Source organism: Streptomyces tibetensis (assembly GCF_007655005.1).
GTDB classification, from domain to species: Bacteria; Actinomycetota; Actinomycetes; order Streptomycetales; family Streptomycetaceae; genus Streptomyces; species Streptomyces tibetensis.
The window spans coordinates 56,353-78,134 of record NZ_SZVW01000025.1; the positions used below are offsets into that span (position 1 = coordinate 56,353).

25 protein-coding genes and 1 pseudogene are annotated in these 21,782 nt (G+C 71.8%); 15 read left to right on the forward strand and 11 right to left on the reverse strand.

The features are described 5' to 3' along the window. Positions 1–35 precede the first annotated feature (35 nt). From FDO69_RS34605 to FDO69_RS34615, 3 genes and pseudogenes are all read left to right on the forward strand, one after another. Positions 36–1,064 carry a hypothetical protein gene (locus FDO69_RS34605; RefSeq protein ID WP_104786339.1) on the forward strand — a complete coding sequence of 343 codons (1,029 nt, stop codon included), beginning with the start codon at positions 36–38 and terminating at the stop codon, positions 1,062–1,064. A 62-nt stretch (positions 1,065–1,126) separates the two neighbouring features. Further along, the gene (locus FDO69_RS34610) at positions 1,127–1,552 is read left to right on the forward strand and encodes an SsgA family sporulation/cell division regulator (RefSeq protein ID WP_104786342.1); all 426 of its coding nucleotides are present in this window, start codon (positions 1,127–1,129) and stop codon (positions 1,550–1,552) included. A gap of 83 nt (positions 1,553–1,635) precedes the next feature. After that, a pseudogene (locus FDO69_RS34615) lies at positions 1,636–2,268 on the forward strand (DUF2238 domain-containing protein); the annotation flags it as partial. Here the strand turns inward: FDO69_RS34615 and FDO69_RS42455 are convergent. Beyond that, on the reverse strand, positions 2,269–2,766 hold the full coding sequence (locus tag FDO69_RS42455; RefSeq protein ID WP_234388224.1) for a DUF6328 family protein: 498 nt from the start codon (positions 2,764–2,766) through the stop codon (positions 2,269–2,271). A gap of 149 nt (positions 2,767–2,915) precedes the next feature. Between FDO69_RS42455 and FDO69_RS34620 the strand changes: the two genes are divergently transcribed. Then, positions 2,916–3,263, forward strand: coding sequence for a hypothetical protein (locus FDO69_RS34620; RefSeq protein ID WP_104786348.1), 348 nt, complete (start codon positions 2,916–2,918; stop codon positions 3,261–3,263). 9 nt (positions 3,264–3,272) lie between these two features. On the opposite strand, the gene FDO69_RS34625 is transcribed toward FDO69_RS34620, so the two are convergent. Then, positions 3,273–4,256, reverse strand: a complete 984-nt coding sequence (locus tag FDO69_RS34625) for an aldo/keto reductase (RefSeq protein ID WP_104786351.1) — start codon at positions 4,254–4,256, stop codon at positions 3,273–3,275. A 139-nt stretch (positions 4,257–4,395) separates the two neighbouring features. Here FDO69_RS34625 and FDO69_RS34630 point away from each other — a divergent pair, with 139 nt between their 5' ends. Then, entirely contained in the window at positions 4,396–6,120 is a 1,725-nt protein-coding gene (locus tag FDO69_RS34630; protein ID WP_104786354.1) for a cholesterol oxidase substrate-binding domain-containing protein, read from the forward strand. Here the strand turns inward: FDO69_RS34630 and FDO69_RS34635 are convergent. Together FDO69_RS34635 and FDO69_RS34640 are read right to left on the reverse strand one after the other, a co-directional pair. Beyond that, on the reverse strand, positions 6,117–6,701 hold the full coding sequence (locus FDO69_RS34635) for a TetR/AcrR family transcriptional regulator (RefSeq protein WP_104786357.1): 585 nt from the start codon (positions 6,699–6,701) through the stop codon (positions 6,117–6,119). The two genes, FDO69_RS34630 and FDO69_RS34635, sit on opposite strands and share 4 nt — an antisense overlap. Then, complete coding sequence (locus FDO69_RS34640; RefSeq protein WP_104786360.1) at positions 6,698–8,188, reverse strand: MFS transporter; 1,491 nt, start codon at positions 8,186–8,188, stop codon at positions 6,698–6,700. Before FDO69_RS34640 ends, FDO69_RS34635 begins: the two co-directional genes overlap by 4 nt. 420 nt (positions 8,189–8,608) lie before the next feature. Between FDO69_RS34640 and melC1 the strand changes: the two genes are divergently transcribed. Then, positions 8,609–8,977 (forward strand): apotyrosinase chaperone MelC1, encoded by a 369-nt coding sequence (melC1, locus tag FDO69_RS34645; protein WP_104786362.1) that lies wholly within the window; start codon positions 8,609–8,611, stop codon positions 8,975–8,977. 32 nt (positions 8,978–9,009) lie between these two features. Then, complete coding sequence (gene melC2 / locus FDO69_RS34650; protein ID WP_104786365.1) at positions 9,010–9,831, forward strand: tyrosinase MelC2; 822 nt, start codon at positions 9,010–9,012, stop codon at positions 9,829–9,831. Here the strand turns inward: melC2 and FDO69_RS34655 are convergent, their stop codons facing one another. Further along, the gene (locus tag FDO69_RS34655) at positions 9,832–10,545 is read right to left on the reverse strand and encodes a ribonuclease H family protein (RefSeq protein WP_104786367.1); all 714 of its coding nucleotides are present in this window, start codon (positions 10,543–10,545) and stop codon (positions 9,832–9,834) included. It abuts the gene before it with no gap. A gap of 41 nt (positions 10,546–10,586) precedes the next feature. Then, positions 10,587–11,384: a VOC family protein gene (locus FDO69_RS34660; protein WP_104786557.1), complete on the reverse strand. Its 798-nt coding sequence runs from the start codon at positions 11,382–11,384 to the stop codon at positions 10,587–10,589. A 164-nt stretch (positions 11,385–11,548) separates the two neighbouring features. Here FDO69_RS34660 and FDO69_RS34665 point away from each other — a divergent pair, with 164 nt between their 5' ends. Next, a complete protein-coding gene (locus FDO69_RS34665) occupies positions 11,549–12,448 on the forward strand; it encodes an SGNH/GDSL hydrolase family protein (protein ID WP_104786370.1) in 900 nt (299 codons plus the stop codon). Between the two features lie 32 nt (positions 12,449–12,480). Continuing rightward, a complete protein-coding gene (locus FDO69_RS34670) occupies positions 12,481–13,356 on the forward strand; it encodes an aminoglycoside phosphotransferase family protein (protein ID WP_104786373.1) in 876 nt (291 codons plus the stop codon). Between the two features lie 48 nt (positions 13,357–13,404). Here the strand turns inward: FDO69_RS34670 and FDO69_RS34675 are convergent, their stop codons facing one another. Continuing rightward, positions 13,405–13,887 (reverse strand): VOC family protein, encoded by a 483-nt coding sequence (locus tag FDO69_RS34675; protein ID WP_104786376.1) that lies wholly within the window; start codon positions 13,885–13,887, stop codon positions 13,405–13,407. A gap of 416 nt (positions 13,888–14,303) precedes the next feature. On the opposite strand from FDO69_RS34675, the gene FDO69_RS34680 reads away from it, so the two are divergent. Both FDO69_RS34680 and FDO69_RS34685 read left to right on the forward strand, forming a co-directional pair. After that, positions 14,304–14,945 carry an ATP-dependent Clp protease proteolytic subunit gene (locus FDO69_RS34680; protein ID WP_104786379.1) on the forward strand — a complete coding sequence of 214 codons (642 nt, stop codon included), beginning with the start codon at positions 14,304–14,306 and terminating at the stop codon, positions 14,943–14,945. Beyond that, a complete protein-coding gene (locus FDO69_RS34685) occupies positions 14,945–15,547 on the forward strand; it encodes a ClpP family protease (protein WP_104786382.1) in 603 nt (200 codons plus the stop codon). The genes FDO69_RS34680 and FDO69_RS34685 overlap by 1 nt, the downstream gene beginning before the upstream one ends. Positions 15,548–15,565: 18 nt before the next feature. Here FDO69_RS34685 and FDO69_RS34690 read toward each other — a convergent pair whose 3' ends face one another. Continuing rightward, on the reverse strand, positions 15,566–15,970 hold the full coding sequence (locus FDO69_RS34690; protein WP_104786385.1) for a helix-turn-helix domain-containing protein: 405 nt from the start codon (positions 15,968–15,970) through the stop codon (positions 15,566–15,568). Between the two features lie 215 nt (positions 15,971–16,185). Here FDO69_RS34690 and FDO69_RS34695 point away from each other — a divergent pair, with 215 nt between their 5' ends. Continuing rightward, the gene (locus tag FDO69_RS34695; protein WP_104786560.1) at positions 16,186–17,073 is read left to right on the forward strand and encodes an RNA polymerase sigma factor SigF; all 888 of its coding nucleotides are present in this window, start codon (positions 16,186–16,188) and stop codon (positions 17,071–17,073) included. A gap of 265 nt (positions 17,074–17,338) precedes the next feature. On the opposite strand, the gene FDO69_RS34700 is transcribed toward FDO69_RS34695, so the two are convergent. Both FDO69_RS34700 and FDO69_RS41395 read right to left on the reverse strand, forming a co-directional pair. After that, positions 17,339–17,803 (reverse strand): ATP-binding protein, encoded by a 465-nt coding sequence (locus FDO69_RS34700; protein ID WP_104786388.1) that lies wholly within the window; start codon positions 17,801–17,803, stop codon positions 17,339–17,341. A gap of 141 nt (positions 17,804–17,944) precedes the next feature. Then, on the reverse strand, positions 17,945–18,091 hold the full coding sequence (locus FDO69_RS41395) for a hypothetical protein (protein WP_159030676.1): 147 nt from the start codon (positions 18,089–18,091) through the stop codon (positions 17,945–17,947). A gap of 36 nt (positions 18,092–18,127) precedes the next feature. Between FDO69_RS41395 and FDO69_RS34705 the strand changes: the two genes are divergently transcribed. Beyond that, the gene (locus FDO69_RS34705) at positions 18,128–18,712 is read left to right on the forward strand and encodes a PRC-barrel domain-containing protein (protein ID WP_104786391.1); all 585 of its coding nucleotides are present in this window, start codon (positions 18,128–18,130) and stop codon (positions 18,710–18,712) included. Next, positions 18,709–19,125: a PRC-barrel domain-containing protein gene (locus FDO69_RS34710; RefSeq protein WP_104786394.1), complete on the forward strand. Its 417-nt coding sequence runs from the start codon at positions 18,709–18,711 to the stop codon at positions 19,123–19,125. Before FDO69_RS34705 ends, FDO69_RS34710 begins: the two co-directional genes overlap by 4 nt. 10 nt (positions 19,126–19,135) lie before the next feature. Here the strand turns inward: FDO69_RS34710 and FDO69_RS34715 are convergent, their stop codons facing one another. Further along, positions 19,136–20,140, reverse strand: coding sequence for a DUF6777 domain-containing protein (locus FDO69_RS34715; protein WP_104786397.1), 1,005 nt, complete (start codon positions 20,138–20,140; stop codon positions 19,136–19,138). 335 nt (positions 20,141–20,475) lie between these two features. On the opposite strand from FDO69_RS34715, the gene FDO69_RS34720 reads away from it, so the two are divergent. After that, positions 20,476–21,774, forward strand: a complete 1,299-nt coding sequence (locus FDO69_RS34720; protein WP_104786400.1) for a streptophobe family protein — start codon at positions 20,476–20,478, stop codon at positions 21,772–21,774. The last annotated feature ends 8 nt before the right edge of the window (positions 21,775–21,782 follow it).

The following is a 21,782-nucleotide window of genomic DNA, read 5'->3' on the forward strand; positions in this document are numbered from 1 at the left end:
CGCCTTGCTCAGGAGAGTCGTCCGTGACCGTAGCCATGACCCCGCCCGAGACGTCCCCCGCCGCCCCGGAGCCCGTGTCCGACCTGGTCGTGCGGGACGCGCGGGAGTTCGGGGCGTACGCCCGGACCGGAGGGTGGGCCTTCGGGCTGAAGGTGGCGCGCAGCGTGCGGCCCGGCGGGCAGGGCGCGGACGAGACGCCGAAGGTGTCCGCGAGGGAGTTCGCGGAGCTCGCCGGCTGCTCCCCGGAGCGGGTCATGCGCTACTACAAGGCGTGGGACCGGGCGGCGGACGACGGGATGGTCCCGCACTTCGAGGCGCTGACGCCGGGTCAGGAGGTGGATCTGCCGGACGCCGACGTGTGGCTGAGCTACTACGTCTCCCGCAACAGCGCCACGTCCGAGCGCGGCACCGCCATCTCCGAGGCCGCCGAGGCGGAGGGCATCCGGCCCACGAAGGCGCTGGAGGTCGCGGAGAACCCCACCGCCCTGCGGGCCGCGATCCTCGCCGACCCGTCGACAGCCCGCGCGGCCCGCCAGGCCCTGCTGGACCGGGTCCGCGAGGACCCGGACCTGCAGTCGGAGCTGGCCCGCGACGTCGTGCGCACCGACGAGCTGAAGAAGGCCGTCGCCGGTGAGAGCAGGGCGGCCGACCGGATCGGATACGTGCGCCAGATCGCCGAGTCGGGGCAGATCAGGACGCCCGCCGGGCAGACCGTCGACGCGCCCGTCGATCTTCGTCAGGAGGCCGAGCGCCACCTGTCGCTCATCGACGAGCTGGACGAGGGCGAGGACGCCGGCGAGTGGGCCTTTGAGGCCTACGACACCATGAAGTCCCTCGTGGTGGAGGCCGTGGAGGCGGACCCCGGTCTGCGGGTGCAGGAGCGGCGCACGAAGTTCTACAGCAGCCTGCAGAAGGCGACGAAGGTGTTCGAGGAGCTGACCTTCGACGACGCCGGGGAGTTCTACGAGGACGACATGGTGCAGCGCCTGGAGGACCTGCAGCGGGCCGTCGCGGTGTGCATCGAGTCGCTGCGCGGTGCTCGCGGGAATCACCCGGCCGGCTGAGCATTCCGGCGAAATCGGGGGTACTAGAGGGCTCTACGTCGGTTCTTCCCGGAGGCCCTCTCGTGAACTCGTTCGTCCACAAGACCCTGGTGGTGCAGCTCCAGGCGGGCGACACGGAACGTTTCTCCGTGCTCGCCCACCTGAGCTACGACGCCGCGGACCCGTTCGCCGTCACCGTGGTCTTCAGCCACGACGGCCGCGTTCTCGCCCGGTGGCAGCTGGACCGGGAGATGCTCGGTGACGGGCTGCGGCGTCCGGTCGGGGTGGGCGACGTGCGGATGCGCCCGCAGTCGCGGGGGATGTGGCAGGAGCTGCGCATGGAGTTCCTCGGCGATGCCCGCCCCGACGGCGGCCGGCACCACGCGGTGGTGTTCGGGTGGGCGCCGGGGTTCGCGGCGTTCCTGCGGGAGACCCACGAGGTGGTCCCGCCGGGCCGCGAGGAGGTCCATGTCGACGACTTCCTGCAGGGGGTCCTCGCCGGGGGCTGAAGCGCGGCCGGTATGAGTAGGCGTACTCATGCCGGAGGCCCGCCCCCGCCACGACGATGGGCTCCCCCGAAGAGGAGCCCGCCATGCCCGCTGTGTCCGACGTACGCCCAGGTCCCCGGCCGTCGCTGCCCGCCGCCCTCGCCTGCGGCGTGCTCGTGGTGCTGGTCCTGTCCGGATGGCACCCGCACGACCGCATGACCTGGTTCCTGGAGGTCGTGTGGGTCCTCGTGGGCCTGCCGCTGCTGGTACTGACCCGGCGGCGCTTCCCGCTCACCGGCCTGCTGTGCTGCCTGCTGGCCGCCCACGCCGTGGTGCTGATGGTGGGCGGCCACTACACGTACGCAGAGGTGCCGCTCGGCGACCGGGTCCGGGACGCCTTCGGTCTGGACCGCAATCCCTACGACCGGTTCGGCCACCTGATGCAGGGCTTCGTCCCTGCCGTGCTGGTGCGCGAGCTGCTGGTGCGCACCTCGCCGCTGCGCGGCAGCCGCTGGCTCGCGCCGCTGACCGTGTGCGCCTGCCTGGCCTTCAGCGCCGTCTTCGAGATGCTCGAGTGGGCCGCCGCCGTGGCCGGCGGGCACGCGGCGGACGCCTTCCTGGCCACCCAGGGCGATGTCTGGGACACACAGTGGGACATGTTCTGCGCCCTCATCGGGGCGAGCGCGTCGCTGCTGCTGCTCAGCCGACTGCACGACCGGCAACTGGCCACGGTGCCGTCACCGCGAGGTGTAGCGGCGGCGGGTCCACAGCGGCAGGACGAACCAGCACAGCAGGTACCAGCCGACCACGCCGGCGACCAGGTAGGGCACGAAACCGTCGTGCGTCGCCACGCGCAGGATCAGCAGCAGTGAGGCGGTCGTCGTGGCGAGCAGCAGCACGAGGCCGAGCAGGGTGAGCCGGGAGGCCAGCTGCACCGCCTGCGGTTTGACGCGCCGACCGGAGACGAGGCGGTGCAGGGACACCGGTCCTATGAGCGCCCCGGTCGCGCAGGCACCCAGAACGACCGTCACGAGGTAGATCGTCTGGTCGGTGTCGGAGAGATCCGCGTACTTCTCGGTGAACACCACGGTGAGCAGGAAGCCGAACAGGATCTGGACGCCCATCTGCGCCACGCGGACCTCCTGGATGAGCTCCTGCCACATCCGGTCCGCTCTCTCCTCCTCCGTCTCGTTGCGCCCCCGGCGCATGGCCCCGCCCTCAGCCGCGTCCGCCACTGTTCCTCCTTGGTGTGAGATCCGAGCCCTCCTCTTGCCCGGGTTCCCCGGAACGACTCCTCGTCCCGGCGCCGGTGGCGGTTTGAGCGATCAGGGGACGGTTACACGGACGGCGCGAATGACGCAGAGCCCGAGGAGGTCGTGGACGCATGTCCGATACGCAGCTCACCGTGACGCTCAGCGGCGGAGGCACCGACGACGCACGAGCGGTCGTCCGGGCCCTGGAAGGCACGTTCGGTGCGCCGGACGAGCTCCCCGCCGACGGCAGCGCGACGGTCCACACGGCGACCTTCGACGGGGAGAGCGGCGCGGGTTCCGCCGGTGGTGACGCAAAGGCCTCCGGGCGGCTGTCCGCGCCCGTGACCGTCACCGTGCAGGGCAGCCCGGAGGCCGTGCGGCGGGCGAGCGACACGCTCACCCGGGCCTTCACGGCACGCGACGACGGAGCCGCCTCCGGCGACCAGGAGCAGGAGAGGCAGCTGCTCCTGGAGCCGTGAAAGCCGGCCTCACCAGCGGGATTCGACCTGGTCCCGGATACGCCGGTCGTACAGGTCGCGGATCGCCGCCAGGGTCTCACCGGGCAGCTCCGGGAGGCGGGCGGCGGCCGCGTTGGCCCGGGCCTGCTCGGGCGAGCGCGCGCCGGGGATCACGGTCGTGACGCCCGGCTGTTCGACGATCCAGCGCAGGGCCAGCTGGGCGGGGGTGCAGCCCTCGGGGGCGAGTGCCGCGAACTCGGCGGCCGCCTCCACACCGGTGGCGTAGTCGACGCCGGAGAAGGTCTCGCCCTGGTCGAAGGCCTCGCCGTGCCGGTTGTAGGTGCGGTGGTCGTTCTCCGGGAAGACGGTGTCCCGGGTGTACTTGCCCGACAGCAGGCCGGAGGCCAGCGGCACCCGGGCGATGATGCCGACGCCCGCCGCACGGGCGGCCGGGAGCACCTCGTCGAGGGGCTTCATGCGGAACGGGTTGAGGATGATCTGCACGCTCGCGACGTTCGGCCGGGCGATCGCGGTCAGCGCCTCCTCGCAGGTCTCGACGCTGACGCCGTAGGCGGCGACGCGCTCCTCCTCGACGAGGGTGTCGAGCGCGTCGAACACCTCGTCCGTGGAGTAGACGGGGGTGGGCGGGCAGTGCAGCTGCACCAGGTCGATCCGGTCGACGCCGAGGTTGCGCCGGGAGCGGTCGTTCCAGGCGCGGAAGTTGTCGAGCACGTAGTTCCCGGGGATCTGGTCGACCCGGCGGCCCATCTTCGTGGCGACCATGACGTGCAGGTCCGGGCGGCCGCTGAGGAACGCGGCGATGGTCTGCTCGCTGCGGCCGTCGCCGTAGACGTCGGCGGTGTCGAAAAAGGTCACCCCGGCCTCGGCCGCCGTCTCCAGTACCGCGAGGGCTTCCTTGTCGTCGACGTCTCCCCAGTCGGCCCCCAGCTGCCAGGTGCCGAGTCCGATGACGGAGGCGTGCTGACCCGACCTGTCGAATGTGCGCTCGTCCATGGGCGTCAGTCTGTCACCTGTCACGACACCGCGCGGAAGGTATCGCTCCGGCCCGTCACGCCCACCCAATTCACTCACACGAGTGAATTGATGCGACAGGAACACGTCACGTGTCAACCGGCCCCTAGCGTGACCTGACGTGACCACCGGTTCAACGAACAACCACCCGTCGGACGCCTCGTCCTGGACCCGCCGACGCCTCCTCCTCACCGCCGCCGCACTGGCCGCCGTACCCGGTCTGCCGGCGGATCCGGCGGCCGCCGCCGCGCAGCTGCCCGACTTCCCCGGGGATGTCGCGCTGTACCGCTCGGCGTACCGGAACTGGGTCGGCGAGATCACCGCCGACGGCCTGTGGGCCTGTGCGCCGGACAGCCCGGAACGGCTGGCCGCCGTCGTCAACTGGGCGTGGCGGCACGGGTGGCGGGTGCGCGCCCGGGGCGCCTCGCACGGCTGGTCACCCCTGACGGTCACGGAGGGGACGCCGTCCGGAGCGCCGGTCCTCCTCGTCGACACCACGCCCCACCTCACCGGTCTGGCCCTGGACTCCCCCACCGCCGTGCGTGCCGGAACCGGCGTGACCATGGAGGCCCTGCTGACCTTCCTGGAGGGGCACGGCCTCGGTGTCACGGCCGCTCCCGCTCCCGGTGTGCTGACGCTGGGCGGTGCGCTCGCCGTCGACGCGCACGGCACCGCCGTACCCGCGCGGGGTGAGCGACGGCGGTCGGGGCACACCTACGGCTCCCTCAGCAATCTGGTCCTGTCCCTGACGGCGGTCGTGTGGGACTCCGGGGCCGGCGCGTACGTGCTGCGCACGTTCCACCGCGACGAGGCGGACTGCGCCGCGCTGCTGACCCACCTCGGGCGGTCCCTGGTGACCGAGGTGGTGCTGCGGGTGGGCGCGAACACCGACCTGAGGTGCGTGAGCCGTACGGACGTCCCGGCCGGGGAGCTGTTCGCCGCGCCCGGCTCGGACGACGGGCGGACGTTCGCGAGCTACCTGGACGAGGCGGGGCGGGTCGAGGCGATCTGGTTCGCCTTCACCGAGCACCCCTGGCTGAAGGTGTGGAGCGTCTCCCCCACCCGGCCGCTGACCTCGCGGAAGGTGACGCGGCCGTACAACTACCCGTTCTCGGACAACATCCCGGGGCCGGTGGCGGAGCTGGTCGGCCGGATGACGTCGGACGCGGCCTGGTACCTGGCGCCGGTGCTCGGCGCCGCCCAGTACGAGGCCGCGGCGCTGGGGTTGGTGACGACGCTGTCCGCCGACCTGTGGGGGCCGTCCAAGAACACGCTGCTGTATCTGAAGCCGAGCACGCTGCGGGTGCACGCCGACGGCTACGCGGTCCTCACCTCGCGGGACCGGGTGCAGGAGGTCGTCTCCGAGTTCGCCGCGTTCTACCGCGAGCGGCTGACGGCGTACGCCGCCCGGGGCAGCTTCCCGGTCAACGGCTCGGTGGAGATCCGGGTGACCGGCCTGGACGACCCGGGCGACGTGGAGGTCTCCGGGGCCCGCCCGCCGCTGCTGTCGGCGCTCCGGCCGCCCGAGGAGCACCCCGAGTGGGACACGGCCGTGTGGCTGGACGTCCTCACGCTGCCGGGCACACCGGACGCGGAGGCCTTCCTGCGCGAGATCGAGCGGTTCCTCCTGCGCACGTTCGACGGCGGTTCTGCGCTCACCCGGGTGGAGTGGTCCAAGGGGTGGGCGTACACGGACGACGGGGTGTGGAGCGACGAGGAGGTGCTGGGCGGCGTCGTTCCGGCGGCGGTCGGCACCGCCGCCTGGGCGGAGGCGGACGGGGTGCTCGACCGCCTCGACCCGCACCGCGTGTACGGAAACGCCTTCCTGGACCGGCTGTTCGGCTAGGGCGTGAGATACGCCTGGACGGTCGGGGCGTACCGGTCCGTCAGGGCGTCGACGGTGCTCGCCCTCAGCTCGGTGGCGCGGGCGATGCCGTACATCACGCCGAGGCCGAGCAGGGTGGCCACGGCCAGTTCGGCCCGCAGGGCCGCGTCGGGGCCGGTGAGGCGGGCGGTGAGCCGGTCGGTCACCTGGGTGCGGAAGTTGGCACGCAGGATGTCGCCCTGCTCGCCGTGCAGAGGGGCGAACACGATCCGCAGCAGTGGGTCGGCGCCCTGCTCGGACTGGCTGACCAGGACGTGCCGGACCATGTGCGGGCCGAGGGCGTCGAGCGGCGCGGCGAGCAGCGCTTCGGCGTCGGTCTCGAAGGACATGACCCGGGCGAACAGCGCGTCCTTGTTGCCGAAGTACTTGAGGATCAGCGGCGGGCTCACTCCGGCGCGGTCGGCGACGGCCTTGAGGGTGATGTCGCCGTGTGCGTGCCGGGCCAGCAGGTATCGGGCCGCTTTCAGAATGGCCGTCCTGGTCGACTCGGCGTCCCTGCGGGCGGGTGTGGGCGTGACGGGTGGAGTGCTCACGGCACTCATGCTCCCTCCATGGTCTGCTCGCGCGCGCCCCGGGTGCGCTCCCGGGCCCGATCCGGGCCGTCCGTGGCGTCCTCGGCGGAGTCGCCGGGGATGCACAGGGCCGCCGCCGCGGCCGGCAGGGCGACCGCCCCGGCCATCGCGAACGCCAGCAGATAGCCGTGCAGGGTGGGCACCGGGACGCCGGCGACCGGGCTGGTGTGGTGCACCAGGACGGCGGCCACGGCGGCGCTGGAGCAGGCCTGGCCGATCGTGCGCATCAGGACGTTGACGCCGTTGGCGGAGGCGGTCTGCCCGGGCGGTACGGCCCGCAGGATGAGGGTGGGCAGCGCCGAGTAGGCCAGGGTGGTGCCGATCGCGACGACCGTGGCCCCCGCGATGATCATCCACAGCTCACGGCTGTCGGCGATGCGCACGGCGTACCCGGCGGCGATGACCGTCGCCCCGAGGGCGAGGGTGATGCGCGGCCCCCGGGCGGCGGAGATGCGGGCGGAGACGGGCGACAGCAGCAGCATCACGATGCCGCTGGGCAGCAGGCACAGCCCGGTGGCGACGATGGACAGTCCGAGCCCGTACCCGGTGGCCTCGGGCGCCTGCACCAGCTGGGCGGTGACGAGGGTGTTGGCGTAGAACGCGAACCCGGCGAGCAGAGCGGCCACATGGGACAGGCCGACCCGGGGCTGCCCCACCAACCGCAGGTCCACCAGGGGCCATTCGCTCCGGAGCTGCTGCCACGACCACAGCGCGAGCACGACGACGGCGGCGGCGAACAGACCCACGACACGGGCGCTGCCCCAGCCCCACTGCCCGCCCTGCGACACTCCGAGCAGCAGGCAGACCAGCCCGGCGGCAAGACCGATGGTGCCCGGTACGTCGAAGCGGCCGGGCTCGCGCACCGGCGACTCGCGCACCGCCCACCACACCGAGGTCACACCTGCGGCGCCGAGGACGCTGGTCACCCAGAACATGGTGTGCCAGTTCGCGTACTGCACGATCACCGCGGCCAGCGGCAGGCCGAGCGCGGCGCCGATGCCGACGGTGGAACTCATCAGCGCCACGGCCGATCCCCGGCGTTCCGGCGGCAGTTCGTCCCGCAGGATGCTGATGGACAGGGGGACGACCGCGGCAGCGGCGCCGGACAGAGTGCGGGCTGCGATGAGCACGGCGATGTCTGAGGTCAGTGCGCACAGGACCGAACCGGCGGTCATCAGCCCGAGGGCCGCCATGAGGACGCGCCGCTTGCCGTACATGTCGCCGGCCCGGCCGAGGACCGGCGTGAGGACGGCGCCGGAGAGCAGGGTGGCCGTCACCATCCAGGAGACCGCGCCCGCCGAGGCGCCGGTGAGCCGGGGCAGGTCGGGCAGCAGGGGCACGACCACGGTCTGCATGACCGCCATGAGGATGCCGCCGAACGCGAGCACCGGGACGGTGAGCCGTGCCCGCAGGGTGTCCGCACCGGGCGGCTTGCGTATCGCGGGTGTCTGGTCCATGGGCGCTCCTGCGGGCGGCGCGCCGGGCGAGGGCGCAGGTGAATGGCAATTCACCTTAGTCGGTGAATGGCAATTCACCCAACCTTTGATTACTTAGAGTTTCTATTTTTGGACACAGAGTACTGGTCCGGATGCTGCGGCACCCCGGCCGCTGAATCGCGCCAGTTTCACGGCGTGACGCGCACCACCGGCAACGCGCGACTCGAGCAGAAACATCCGCCGCAACACCCTCCGCGGGCGGAATTTCCCCTTCCGCAGTCATGCCCGACCCCCGTGGAGCAAGATCATCTTCGTTCAACCTTGCACGACATAAGGGGAATTGCCCGGATCGCAGCCAACCGCCTCGCGTGGATTTCTCCCGGTAGCGGGCGGGCCGGTAGGCATGCGGGGTCATCAGCCGAACCCACCCAGGAGGTCCGCATGCCGGAACTCAGCCGTCGCAGCGCGCTCACCGCCGCGGCCGTCCTCGCCACGAGCGCGGGGGCGTTGTCAGCCGCCATCCCGGCCTCGGCCGCCGGGCATCACGACTCCCCCGGGACCTTCGACGAGGTCTACAAGGGGCGCCGGATACAGGGCCGTCCGGCCACCGGGTCCGGTCACCACGGCCATCACGGCGCGGGATACGCGGTGTTCGTCGACGGGGTGGAGCTGCACGTGATGCGCAACGCCGACGGCAGCTGGATCAGCGTCGTCAGCCACTACGACCCGGTCGCCACCCCGCGCGCCGCCGCCCGCGCCGCTGTGGACGAGCTGCAGGGCGCGCCCCTGCTGCCCTTCCCCGCCAACTGACCCACCACGCACGGCATCTGGAGCACCCGCACATGGCAGTCCGCAAGAACCAGTCCACCCTGACCGCCGACGAGAAGCGGCGTTTCGTCGCCGCGCTGCTGGAGCTGAAGCGCAGCGGCCGCTACGACGAGTTCGTCACGACGCACAACTCGTTCATCGTCTCCGACACCGACAACGGCGAGCGGACCGGGCACCGCTCACCGTCCTTCCTGCCCTGGCACCGAAGATTCCTCCTGGAGTTCGAGCGGGCACTGCAGTCGGTGGACGCGTCGGTGACGCTTCCCTACTGGGACTGGACGGTCGACCGTACGCCGCGCGCCTCGCTGTGGGCACCCGACTTCCTCGGGGGTACCGGGCGGGAGCGGGACGGCCGGGTGACGGACGGGCCGTTCTCCGCGTCCGGCGGGAACTGGCCGGTCGACGTGCGGGTCGACGGCCGTACGTTCCTGCGGCGCTCCCTGGGTTCCGGTACGCGCGAGCTGCCGACGCGGGCCGAGGTCGAGTCGGTGCTGGCGATGCCCACGTACGACATGGCGCCCTGGAACAGCGGCTCGGACGGCTTCCGCAACCACCTCGAAGGGTGGCGGGGCGTCAATCTGCACAACCGCGTCCACGTCTGGGTCGGCGGTCAGATGGCCACCGGGGTCTCCCCCAACGACCCCGTCTTCTGGCTGCACCACGCGTACATAGACAAGCTGTGGGCGGAGTGGCAGCGACGCCACCCCGGCTCGGGCTATCTGCCCACCGCGGGGACGCCGAACGTCATCGACCTGAACGAGACGATGCGGCCCTGGCACGACATGAGTCCGGCCGACCTGCTGGACCACACCAGGTTCTACACCTTCGACGTCTGATCAGACGGTCGCGCCCGAGCGGCACTCCGGGTGGCCCCAGCCGCTGTCGTTCTTGGCGATGGGCTCGCCGGCCGCGTAGGAGCGGCCGCACTGGCAGCGGCCGGGGAACTTCGCCTTGATGGTGCGCGTGGAGCCCTTCCCGCCCGTGGCCTTGGCCGTACGGGCGGCGGCGCCGCGCGGGCGGGAGCGGGGGGCCTTCGCCGGGGTGTCCGGGGAGGGCGGCGGCTCGGGAGATCCGAGGCCGCTGCCCGCGGGCTCCTGGACGACGGCGGCCTGACTCGCGGCGCGGTCGGCGAAGTCGTTGAGCCGGTCCCCGTCCACCTGGTGGGCGGGGACGTAGCGGAACTCGACCGAGCGGCCGTCCAGGAGCTCGTCGATGCGCACGACGAGGTCCTGGTTGGCGACCGGCTTGCCGGCGGAGGTCTTCCAGCCGTTGCGCTTCCAGCCCGGCAGCCAGGTGGTGACGGCCTTCATCGCGTACTGCGAGTCCATCCGGACCTCGAGCGGCACGTCCGGGTCGGTCGCCGCCAGCAGGCGCTCCAGCGCGGTGAGTTCGGCGACGTTGTTGGTGGCCTTGCCGAGCGGCCCCGCCTCCCACCGCTCCGGCGTCTCGGAAGCGTCGGCGACGACCCAGGCCCAGCCCGCGGGCCCGGGATTTCCCTTCGAAGCCCCGTCACACGCGGCCACAACACGTTCACGCATGCGCTCGATCATGCCATGGCCGTGAGGGCCGTCCGGCCACGAGGTCCGGGAGGCTAGGCCACGTCGGTCAGCTTCGGCATCTCTCCTTCGGTCGTCGTGGTGTCGATCACCGAGAAGCTCGCGCCCTGCGGGTCGCTGATGGCCGCGAACCGGCCGAACGGCGTGGTCATGGGACCGAACCGCAGCACGCCGCCCAGCTCGGTGGCCCTCGCCACGGCCGCGTCGCAGTCCTCGACGGTGAAGTAGACGTTGATGTACGGCTGCACCTCGGGCGGGAACTCCGCACCCATCTTCATCCGGCCCAGCACGGTGCGCTCGCCCAGGTCGTAGACCCGGAAGTTCATCTCGCCGTCCTCCATGTCCCGCTGCCGGTAGGAGAACACGGCGGGGAAGAACGCGTCGGACTTCTCCGGCTCGCGGGTGAAGACCTCCGCCCAGGTGAAGGCGCCGGGTTCGGCCATCGCCTGGAAGCCCTCGTGGGTGCCGGCCTGCCAGACGCCGAAAACGACACCACCGGGATCGCGGGCCAGGCACATGGTGCCGAAGTCGGCGACCTGCATCGGTTCCATCAGCACCTCGCCGCCGTGGTGGCGGATCCGGGCGGCGGTGGTGGCGGCGTCCTGGGACGCGAAGTACAGGCACCACTGCGACAGGCCCTCCTGGCCCGGCATCGGCGGAACGACGGCGGCGACCGCCTTGCCGTTCACGGAGGCCTCCGTGTAGTTGCCGAACTCCGCCGCCGCCTCGGCGAAGGTCCAGCCCAGGAGGTCCCCGTAGAAGCTCTTGGCCCCTTCGAGATCGCCGAACATCGCGTCGGCCCAGCAAGGGGCTCCTTCAGGTTGCACGGCCATGGCCACGGCCCTTCCCGCATGAGAGGAATCATCCGTTTCCTCACGCTAGTCACCCGGGCGTGGACTCGCGCGTCGAGTGGTCCTTCCGCCGCGCACGTCTTCCCCCCGGCGCGCGGTTGTGCTTGCCTGAGTGCCGTTTCGGTGGCCGGGGCGGGAGTTGCCGTATGCGCAAGCCGTGGGTCGTGGGGGTACTGCTGGCCGGGGTGCTCCTCGGCGGGTGTGGGGACCCCGCGTCCGCACCCGAGGAGCCTGCGCCGGCCGCACCGAGCGCGTCGGCCACCACTCACCAGCGCGCCCCCGCCTCCCCGGGCCCGGAGCCGAAACGGGCGCCCACGGTGCTGTACCTCGGCGACTCGCTGGCCATGGAGGGCCAGGAGGTACTGGGCGAGGAGTTACGCCGGGACCTGAAGGCGAAGTACACCGGTGCCCCGTACTCCGGCACCACCCTGTGCGACTACCTGGAGGGCACGGCCGACCGCTCCCTGGTACCGGCCGCCGACAAGGCCGCCGCGCTGGTGCGCAGGCTGCGGCCCGACTTCGTGGTCCTGCAGTTCTGGGGGAACTCCTGGGGCTACACGCCGTGCATGGACGGCATCACCTACGGCAGGTCCCCGGCCCGGTACTTCACCCGCTACGACGCCGACGCGCGCCGGCTCACGGAGCAGATCGCCGCGGCCGGGAGCGGCGGCCGCCCGCGGATCGTCTGGGTGTCGCAGGGCCCGGACCCGATCACCCCCGAGCGGATCCGGCGCGTCAACGCGCTGTACGAGAAGCGTGCCGCCGTCTCGGGCGACCTCGTGGCGGACGCCGGGAAGGCGGTGAGTCCGGCCACCGGCCGCTACACCTGGGCGCAGTACCTGCCGTGCACCGCTTACGAGCGCTCCCACCCCGGCTTCTGCACACAGTCCGGCCGCGACCGCACGGCCCTGCACCGCGACGACGACTACCTGCACTTCTGCCTGGCCCCCACGACGTCCAAGCCGAAGCCCTGCCCGGTCCGCTCCCCCGGGATCCTGCGCATCGCCCGGGAGATCACCAAAACCGTTCGACAGGCCGCGCGTTGACCGCTCGAATGGGCGGCATGTGTGCGGTGCGAATGCATGAGGACGAGCTGGACATCGACGTCTCACTCGTCGGCCGGCTGATCGCCGGACAGTTCCCGCGGTGGGCCGGACTGCCGTTGCGGCGGCTGGAGTCCTCCGGGACGGAGAACGCCATGTTCCGCCTCGGCGCGGACAAGGTCGTACGGCTTCCCCGGCACCCCCGCGCCGTGGAGGCCATCGCACACGAGTTGCGCTGGCTGCCCCGGCTGGGCCCCGCGCTGCCCGTCGGCGCGCCCGAAGCCCTCGGGCGGGGCGAGCCCGGGGACGGCTTCCCCTGGCCCTGGTCGGTGTACGGCTGGCTGGACGGCCGCAACCCGGTGCCCGGCGCGCTCGAGGAACCCGCGCTGCTCGCCGAGGACCTGGCGGCGTACGTCACGGCCTTGCGGCGTGTCGACGCGTCGGACGGCCCTCCGGGCTACCGGGGGGTGCCGCTGGCGAGCCGGGACTCCTTCATGCGTGAGGCCCTCGCACAGCTCGCGGGCCGGATCGACACCGCCGTGGTCACGAAGGTGTGGGAAGAGGCCCTGAGCGCTCCGGAGCACACCGGCCCGCCGGTCTGGGCCCACGGCGACCTGATGGCCGGGAACCTGCTGCTCACCGGCGGACGGCTGAGTGCCGTGATCGACTACGGGACGGTGGGGGTCGGTGATCCCGCCGTCGACCTCATCGGCGCCTGGTGCCTGCTGCCGGCGGCGGCCCGCGGGGTGTTCCGCGAATCCGTGGGCGCCGGTGAGGCCGAATGGGCCCGGGCCCGGGGCTGGGCCCTGTCGATCGCGGTCATCGCGCTGCCGTACTACTGGGACACGAACCCGCCGGTCGCGGCGAACTCCCGGTATGTGATCGCGGAGATCGCGGCCGAGACGGTGTAGGGGCGGAGCCGCCGGGGTGCGGGACGGCTCCGCCCCTGTGGGGGCACGTCACCCGCCCGCGTACGCCTTGTCCAGGGCGGCGATGTCGAACTTGCTCATCGCCATGAACGCCTGGGTGACGCGGGCGGCCTTGACCGGATCCGGGTCGGTGATCATCTCGTCGAGCCGGTCGGGGACGACCTGCCAGGACACGCCGAACCGGTCCTTGAGCCAGCCGCAGGGGCCGGGCTCGCCGCCGTTCTCGGTGAGCCTGTTCCAGTAGTGGTCGATCTCCTCCTGGTTCTCGCAGAAGATCATGAAGGAGACCGCCTCGCTGAACGTGAACTGGGGTCCGCCGTTGAGGCCCAGGAACCGGTGTCCGTTGGCCGTGAACTCGACGGTCATCACGCTTCCGGCGGGCTGCGGCGCTCCCTCGGGGTAGCGGGCGATCTTGCCGATGCTGGAGTTCTTGAAGACCGAGACGTAGAAGTGGGCAGCCTCCTCGGCCTGACCGTCGAACCAGAGGCAGGTGGTGAATCCGTCGGTGGTCATGAGTCCTCCCGGGTGCGCGGAACGCTGTCACCACTGTCGACCGGCGCTCCCTCCGGAACTCATCGGCCGGGCGGCCGGCAAATCAGGTGGCCGTTACACCGACCGGAACCGGCATCGCGGTCCTGACGTCCACGCCCGCCGGAAGCGGCATCCGTTCCTTCCGTATCGACGTCCCGCAGCGCCTGCCGACTGGCTCACGGGCACGGCGGGCTCGTCAGCCAGGGTCTCCTACGAGCGGGCCCACGCCCGGGGCGAGCGGATCGCCACCGGAAGAGCCGAGCGGGCGGGCTCTGCCGGTAGCGGATCTGCCGAGGGCAGAGAAACCGTTCGCGGGCATCGCCCGAGGTCAACAGTGGAGTCGACGGCACATCCCCGACACGTCAGGCGGCACCTGTCGCCGCACACGAGGAGAACCGATGACTCCACTCACGACGCTCGCCCCGCGGGCGGAGGAGGGCGACACCCCTCCGACCCGTTTCGACGACCATCTGGCCGCCCAGCTGCTCGCGCAGCGCATCGTGCTGCTGGGCACCCAGGTCGACGAGGTCTCCGCCAACCGGGTCTGCTCCCAGCTGCTCATCCTGTCCGCGGAGGACGCCCACACCGACATCAGCCTGTACATCAACAGCCCGGGCGGCGCGGTGCACGCGGGCCTCGCCATCTACGACACGATGCGGCTCATCCCGAACGACGTCTCGACGCTGGCCATGGGCTTCGCGGCCAGCATGGGCCAGTTCCTGCTGAGCGTCGGCGCGCCGGGCAAGCGCTACGCCCTGCCGAACGCGCGGATCATGATGCACCAGCCGTCGGCGGGCATCGGCGGCACCACCGCCGACATCGAGATCCAGGCGGAGAACCTGGACTTCACCAAGCGGACCATCGAGCGGATCACCGCCGAACACACCGGCCAGAGCCCGGAGACCATCTCCCGGGACGGCGACCGGGACCGCTGGTTCACGGCGGAGGAGGCCAGGGAGTACGGCATGGTGGACCGGGTCGTGGAGTCCCTCACGGACGTCCGCCCGGCGGCCACCCGGCGCAGGATGGGGCTGCAGTGATGGGTACGTACACGATCCCGAACGTCGTCGAGCGCACTCCGCAGGGCGAGCGGTCCTACGACGTGTTCAGCCGGCTGCTGTCCGAGCGGATCATCTTCCTCGGCACCGAGATCGACGACGGCGTCGCCAACGTCGTCATCGCCCAGCTCCTCCACCTGGAGTCGTCGTCGCCGGAGAGCGAGATCTCCATCTACCTCAACTCTCCGGGGGGCTCGTTCACTTCACTCATGGCCATCTACGACACCATGACGTTCGTGCAGGCGCCGATCTCCACGTTCTGCGTCGGGCAGGCGGCCTCCACGGCGGCCGTGCTGCTGGCCGGCGGGGACCCGGGGCGGCGGTTCGTGCTGGAGCACTCACGGGTGCTGCTCGGCCAGCCGGCCGCCGGGGGGCAGCGCGGCATGGTGTCCGATCTGGCGCTCCAGGCCAAGGAGATGGTGCGGATCCGCTCCCAGGTCGAGGAGGTGCTGGCGCGGCACACGCACCACGACGTGGCGACCCTGCGGGCCGACATGGATCGTGACAAGGTGTTCACCGCCCAGGAGGCGGTGGGCTACGGGCTGGCCGACGAGGTGCTCAGCCGGCGCCTCGCGAGGGTCTGAGGCGCCGGCCGGTACGGCTCAGGCGGCCAGGCACATCCCGTTGTGGGACGAGCCGGACACGCCGCGGTGGCCGCCGCCCGCGTAGCGCGAGCTGAGACGCGTCAGCTCGCCCTGCGCCCTGGTCAGCAGGTCACCGAGGTTCAGCCCGAGGGCGTGGGCGGCGGCCGCGAGGACCTCCGAGGAGGCCTCCTTGCGGCCCCGCTCCACCTCCGAGAGGTAGGGCATGGAGATGCGCGCCTCGTCGGCGACGTCCTTCAGCGTGCGCTCCTGCGCGAGGCGTTCGCGGCGCAGGACGTCACCCACCAGGTCCCGCCACAGCGGTTCCTTGGCCGGGGGCGCCTGGCGCGGTGGCGCGACGACGGGACGCGCGCCGTGCGGGCGCAGCGCGATGACTCGGGCTTCGTTCGGCAGGTGGTTGTTCACTGCTCCAGCCTAGGAATCCCGGCAGCCGGGGGAAGGGCCCGGCGTTCCGCCCTGGGTGGAATCACCGCGCCCACGGCGGGGACGAAGGACGGAAGGTTACATTCCGCCCTATTTCGCCCATGGGAAAATCGGGGGGCATGGTGCGCGCCGACCCGGGTACCCGCAACTCGGGAGTACCTATGCAGATGTCCGCCGTGACGTTCGTGGGAGAGGTAATGGAGAGCGCCGTGATCCGGTCGAAGGCACAGGTCGCCGAAGAGAACGTCGAGGCCGGCGCGGGTGACGGAGCACTGCCAGGAGTCGTGGACCCCCGGTCCGTGGCTCCGCGGGACGCCAGGCAGCTGTCCCGCCAGTTCTTCCAGCGCCTGACGGAACTCGAAGAGGGAACGCACGAGTACCAGTACGCGCGCAACACCCTCATCGAGATGAACATGTCGCTCGTGCGCTTCGCCGCCGGCCGGTTCCGCGGCCGCGGGGACGACATGGAGGACATCGTCCAGACCGGCATGATCGGCCTGATCAAGGCCATCGACCGGTTCGAGCTCTCGCGTGAGGTCGAGTTCACCTCCTTCGCGCTGCCGTACATCGTCGGCGAGATCAAGCGGTTCTTCCGGGACACGACGTGGGCGGTGCACGTGCCCCGGCGGCTGCAGGAGCTGCGCGTCGAGCTGGCCAAGGCCCGTGAGGAGCTCGCCAGCCGACTGGACCGCGAGCCGACGGTCGCCGAGCTGGCCACGCTGATGAACATCTCCGAGCGTGAGGTCGTGGAGGGGCAGATCGCGGCCAACGGGTACAACTCGTCGTCGCTGGACGCCGCACTGACCGGGGACGGCCCGGAGGGCGGCGAGGCGGTCCTGGCCGACTTCATCGGTGTGGAGGAGGACGGGCTGCGGCTCGTCGAGGACTTCCACTCGCTCGCCCCGCTCATGGCGGAGCTGAGCGAGCGTGACCGGCAGATCATCCACATGCGGTTCGTGGAGGAGGCCACCCAGGCGGAGATCGGTGAGCAGCTCGGCTGCTCGCAGATGCACGTCTCCCGCCTGATCAAGCGGATCATCACACGGCTGCGCGAGGGCATGCTGGGCGAGCTGGGCTGCGCCTGACAGGGTCCGTCCGACCAGCGGGTGCCGTCCCCCATGCGGGAGTGGGGCGGCACCCGTGAGTGCTGTCCGGCTCGTTCAGGTTTGCCGACGGCCCCTTTCGAGGCGTCCTGCGGACCCCTCGACGCTTCTCGGATTCTCCGACGGCATTTCTCGGTGAGGGACAGGGCTACTCGATGAGAGAGAGGGTTGCCCGACCAGGGACGGGGCTCCTCGATGGGGTGGAAACGATTCGTTCCGTCCGGGTGCCGCATCTCACCCGGACGGCTCACCCGCCGGTTCCGCCGGAGAGCGGCAGGACGGCACGCACCCGCTTGCCCACCGGCACCCGTTCCACGCTGACCTGCTCCGCGAGCGCGTGGACGATCTCCAGGCCGTGCCGGCCGATGCGCTCGGGGTTGCGAGGGAAAATGCGGGGCAGTGCGGAGCTGCTGTCGTAGACCGACACGGTCACCGCTGCGTCGGTGCCGTCGAGCTCCAGGATGTACGGCCCGTTGCTGTGACGGTCGGCGTTGGTGATCAGCTCGCTCACCACCAGCAGTACGGCGCCGTCGACCCGCTCGTCGATACGCGCGCACCACTCGGTCCTGAGCTGGTCGAGAAAGAGCGCGGCGAAGGACCGCGCCTCGGCGATGCATCCCTGCTCGCCGGTGTAGTGTGCGGCCCGCCTCAGCGGTTCCACGGGCACGTCGAAACCAGTCGGTATCACTGCCCCGTCCAGGTGGTCGATCATTCTTCTCTTTCCGGGAAGCCGGACTGGCCGGACGCTCTGCACCAGTGCTCATACCCCCGGCCGGGCTTCACAGTCCTGACAGATTCTCCCCCATTCCATGACCCGGGCATTGTCCCCCCTTCGCGGGGCACCCGGAAGGAATCAGGGCCCGCCGAGGGCGGCCTCGCCGGATCGCCGGAGGTGCGCTGTGGCCTGGTGGACATGGCTGGTCGTGGTGATCGCGGCACTCGCCGCCGTCGCGGCGGTGACGCTCGCCGTGCAGGCGGGGCGGCGGTCGGGAACCGTCATCGCGGTCCGGCATCGGCCCGGCAGGAAGGGACCGCGATGAACGAGCTGCTGGCTGCACGCAGTCTGACCACCCTCCCGGTGGTCACCCTGGGCGGCGACGCCGTCGCCCAGGTCAAGGACACCGTGTTCGACGCCGCCGCCGGTCGCATCACCGGTTTCACGCTGAGCGGGCGCGGCCTGCTGAGCGGGCCGCTCAAGCAGAGCCTGCCGTGGCCGGGGGTACACGCGCTGGGCCCGCACGCGGTCATGATCCGCGACGCCCTGGCACTGCAGGACACCACCGTCGTGGTGGCCCGACGCGAGGCCCATCAGGGCCGGGTGCTGCACGCGAAGGTACTGACCGACGAGGGCGCCGAGGTGGGCACGGTGCTCGACGTGATCGTCGAGGGAGGCACCAGCGGCCGGGTCGTCGGCTTCCGGATCGCCGCGGCCAAGGCGCTGGTGCAGGGCTCCAGACGCCGCCGGCACCGGGTCTACGTGCCGCGCGGCGAAACGCTCGCCGTCTCGGGCCGTGCCCTGGTCATCCCGGCGGGCGCCACCCGTTACGTCGCCGACGACCTGTCTGCCTTCGTCGCCCGGGTCGGGGCCTTCCGGGCCGGGCAGGAGGGGTCGGCGCCATGATGCTGTTCTCCGAGGCGCGGGGCCTGCCGGTGCTGACACTGAACGAGGCGGAGGACATCGGCGCGCTGAGGTCGCTGACGGTCGACGCCGTGTCCGGTGTGGTCACGCACGTCCGGGTGCGGGGCCGGCACTCCCGCAAGGAGACCGTGCTGGCCTGGGGCGCCCTGCACGCCATCGGCCCGGACGCGGTGATGGTCCGCACGACCGCCGAACCGGCCGAGGTGCCGCCGCACCACGAGCTGCCGGGCCTCAGGATCCTCACCGAGACGGGCGACACGCTCGGCACGGTCCAGGACGTCGCGTTCGAACCGGAGACGGGCCGCGTCGAGACGGTCGTCACGGCTCACGGCGACCTGCCGGGCGACCGGCTGCTCGGACTCGGTGACTACGCCCTGGTGGTCCGCGCCGCTTGAGCCGGCCGGGTCAGGAGGCCGGGGCCTGCTCCGTGGTGCCACCGCCGGTGTCGCTTCCGGTATCGCTCCCGGTGTTGCTGTCGGGCGGCGGCTGCTGGGTGTCGGACGTCGGCGGCTCTTCCGTCGTCGGCCCCGACGTGTCCGTGTCCGAGGGCGGCGGTTGACTCGTGGGCGGCTTCGACGACGTCGAGTCGGTCGGTGCCGTCGGCGTGGTGACGCTCGCCGACGGGGACGGCTTGTCGGGTTTCTTCGTCTTGTGGTCCTTCTTGCCCGTGTCGCCCGCTTCGCGCTGGAACCACTCGCCGTCGGGTTCGCACATCACGAAGACGTCGACCGGCTCCGGCGCGGGCGTCACCGCGACGACGTTCGACGCCTTGTACCCCGGCCACGCGTCGCCGGTCGTCTTCGGCGCGCTCTGCTGCGCGACCGGCGGGGACAGCGGGTTGCCGCATGCGCAGCGCACCCGGGGCACACCCCGGTCGTCGACGAGGACGGCCGTGCCGGCCTGGAGGACGGCCTGATAGCTGGTGGGGGCGCCGTTCTTGTAGCCGTGGTTGGTGACGCGGGTGTCCATGCGCAGCTGCACGGGAGTGAGCGAACGCAGGTAGGAGGGGACGTCGGACGGCTGGATCCCGGCGACCGAGGCGAAGGCGCGCTGCTTGTCCGGGGCGTCGGCGAAGTACGTGATCTGCTTCTCCACGTCGCAGCTGGCGACGTTGCGCGTGCCGCCGTAGAGGCCGGGCGCGTCGCCCTCCACGCCGCGGACCGCGTTCTGCGGCGCCGACTCGGTGGCTCCCGAGGGCGTGACCGGCGAGGCGGAGCTCTTCTCCTCGGCCGTCGACTCGGTGAACTCGTCCGGGCCCGTGTCGGCCGCGGGCTGGAGGAAGACCTCACCGGTGGACGTGCTGGTGCCGCCGTCGGACGCACCGGTACCGCCCTTGTCGGGCCGGGAGAGCACCACGGCCAGGACCACGGCGGCCACCACCGCGGTGGCGATGATCGCGACCCGGGGCACGGACCCCCACCACGGGCGGCGGGGCTCCGGCTCCTTGCCGCCTCCGCTCGGCGGCTCGGAAGGCGGGCCGCCGCCCGAGGGTGGCTGGGAGGGACCCGACAGCGGGCCCGAGGGAGGCCCTGTGGGGCGGCCGGACGACGGTGGATCGACGCTCACGAGCTCTTCTCCCGCGTGGGTTGCCTGCGGCCTTCACACACCCCAGGCGATTCGCCCCGGTGTATGTCGCTTTTTCCACTACGAGTTCATTGTGTGCCCCGGTCCCGTGCGCCCCGCAAGCCGACGCGGACGGACCTCTCCGGCGGGCGCCCTGCACAGGGGCTGCTTAGCGTGGCAGCGTGAGTTCGCGCACTCCCTCCGGCCAGACACGTACCTCCGGCGAGCGGGCCGTCGCCCGCCACGGCTGGGCGCATGCCCTCGTCACGGTGCTCGCCGGGCTGCTCGCCATGGCGGTGGTGGCGGCCCTGGGCCTGTGGGCGGCCGGGGCCGGCGATCTCCCGGACGGGTCCTTCGGCCCCGTCGTAGCGGCCACGATGGTCACCGCGGTCGGCGGCACGGTGAAACTCACCGGAAGCGCCGGCGACCTCGCCTCGACACAGGCGGGTTTGACGGTGATTCCGCTGTCCGTCACACTCACCGGGGCGCTGGTGCTCGCCTGGGGCTTCCTGCGGCCGTTGCGGCATCGCGCGGTCGCCGGTGCGGCGGAGCTGGCCGGTTGGGCCGGCCGGGTGGCGGCCCTGTGGCTGATCGCGCTGATCGGCCTGACTCTCGCCGCCCGCCACACCTTCGACATCTCCCTCGGGGACGACACGCTCGGTGAACTCGGCGACCTGTTCGGCGCATCGCCGAAGGTCGGCTTCACCACCGATGTCCCGCTGTCCGTGTTCGTCGGCGTGGTGTGGCTGGCCGGCGTGCTGGTGCTGACGCTGCTGGTGTCCCGCGGGGCGCCGTTGCCCGCGGGGCTGCTGCGCTTTCAGGCGTCGGTGCGGCCGGCCGCGTACGCGATGGTCGCCTTGCTGCTGGCCTGCGTCGTCATCGGCGTGGTCGCCGCCCTGGTCGTCGCGGCGACCAAGGGGCATGCGCGGGAGACGTTCGCGGTGATCCTGTTGGGCATCCCCAACCTGGTGTGGCTGGCGCTGACGATCGGGCTCGGCGCCACCTGGAACGGCAGGGTGGAGGGACCGTTCGGGCTGCCCATGCCACATGTGCTCGACGAGGTGCTGCGCACCCCGGACGTCTCCGAGCTGAACCTGCGGACCCTCGCCGAGCACGACGGCCGGGTGTGGTGGCTGCTGGTCGTCGACGTCGTGCTGCTGCTGGCCGCCGGGTTCGTGATGGCGGCCCGGTCACCGGCCCGGGTGCGGGCCTGGCAGCACGCGGTGCACATGGCACTCGCACTCGGGCTCACGGTGTTCACGATCTGCCTCGTGGGGCGGATCTCCGCGCACTTCGGCCTCTCCGTACTGGGCATCGGTGACCTGGGCGGCGGTCTGGGGGGCGAGCTGTTCCTGAGGCCCAAGCTGTGGGGTGCCGTGGGTCTGGCCGTCCCGTGGGGGCTGGCGGCCGGGTTCGCCGGGGCATTGCTGGCGCGTCGCGTGCGGCGACGGGGCGAAGTGCGCACCGGCGGCGAGAGCTGACGCCGCGA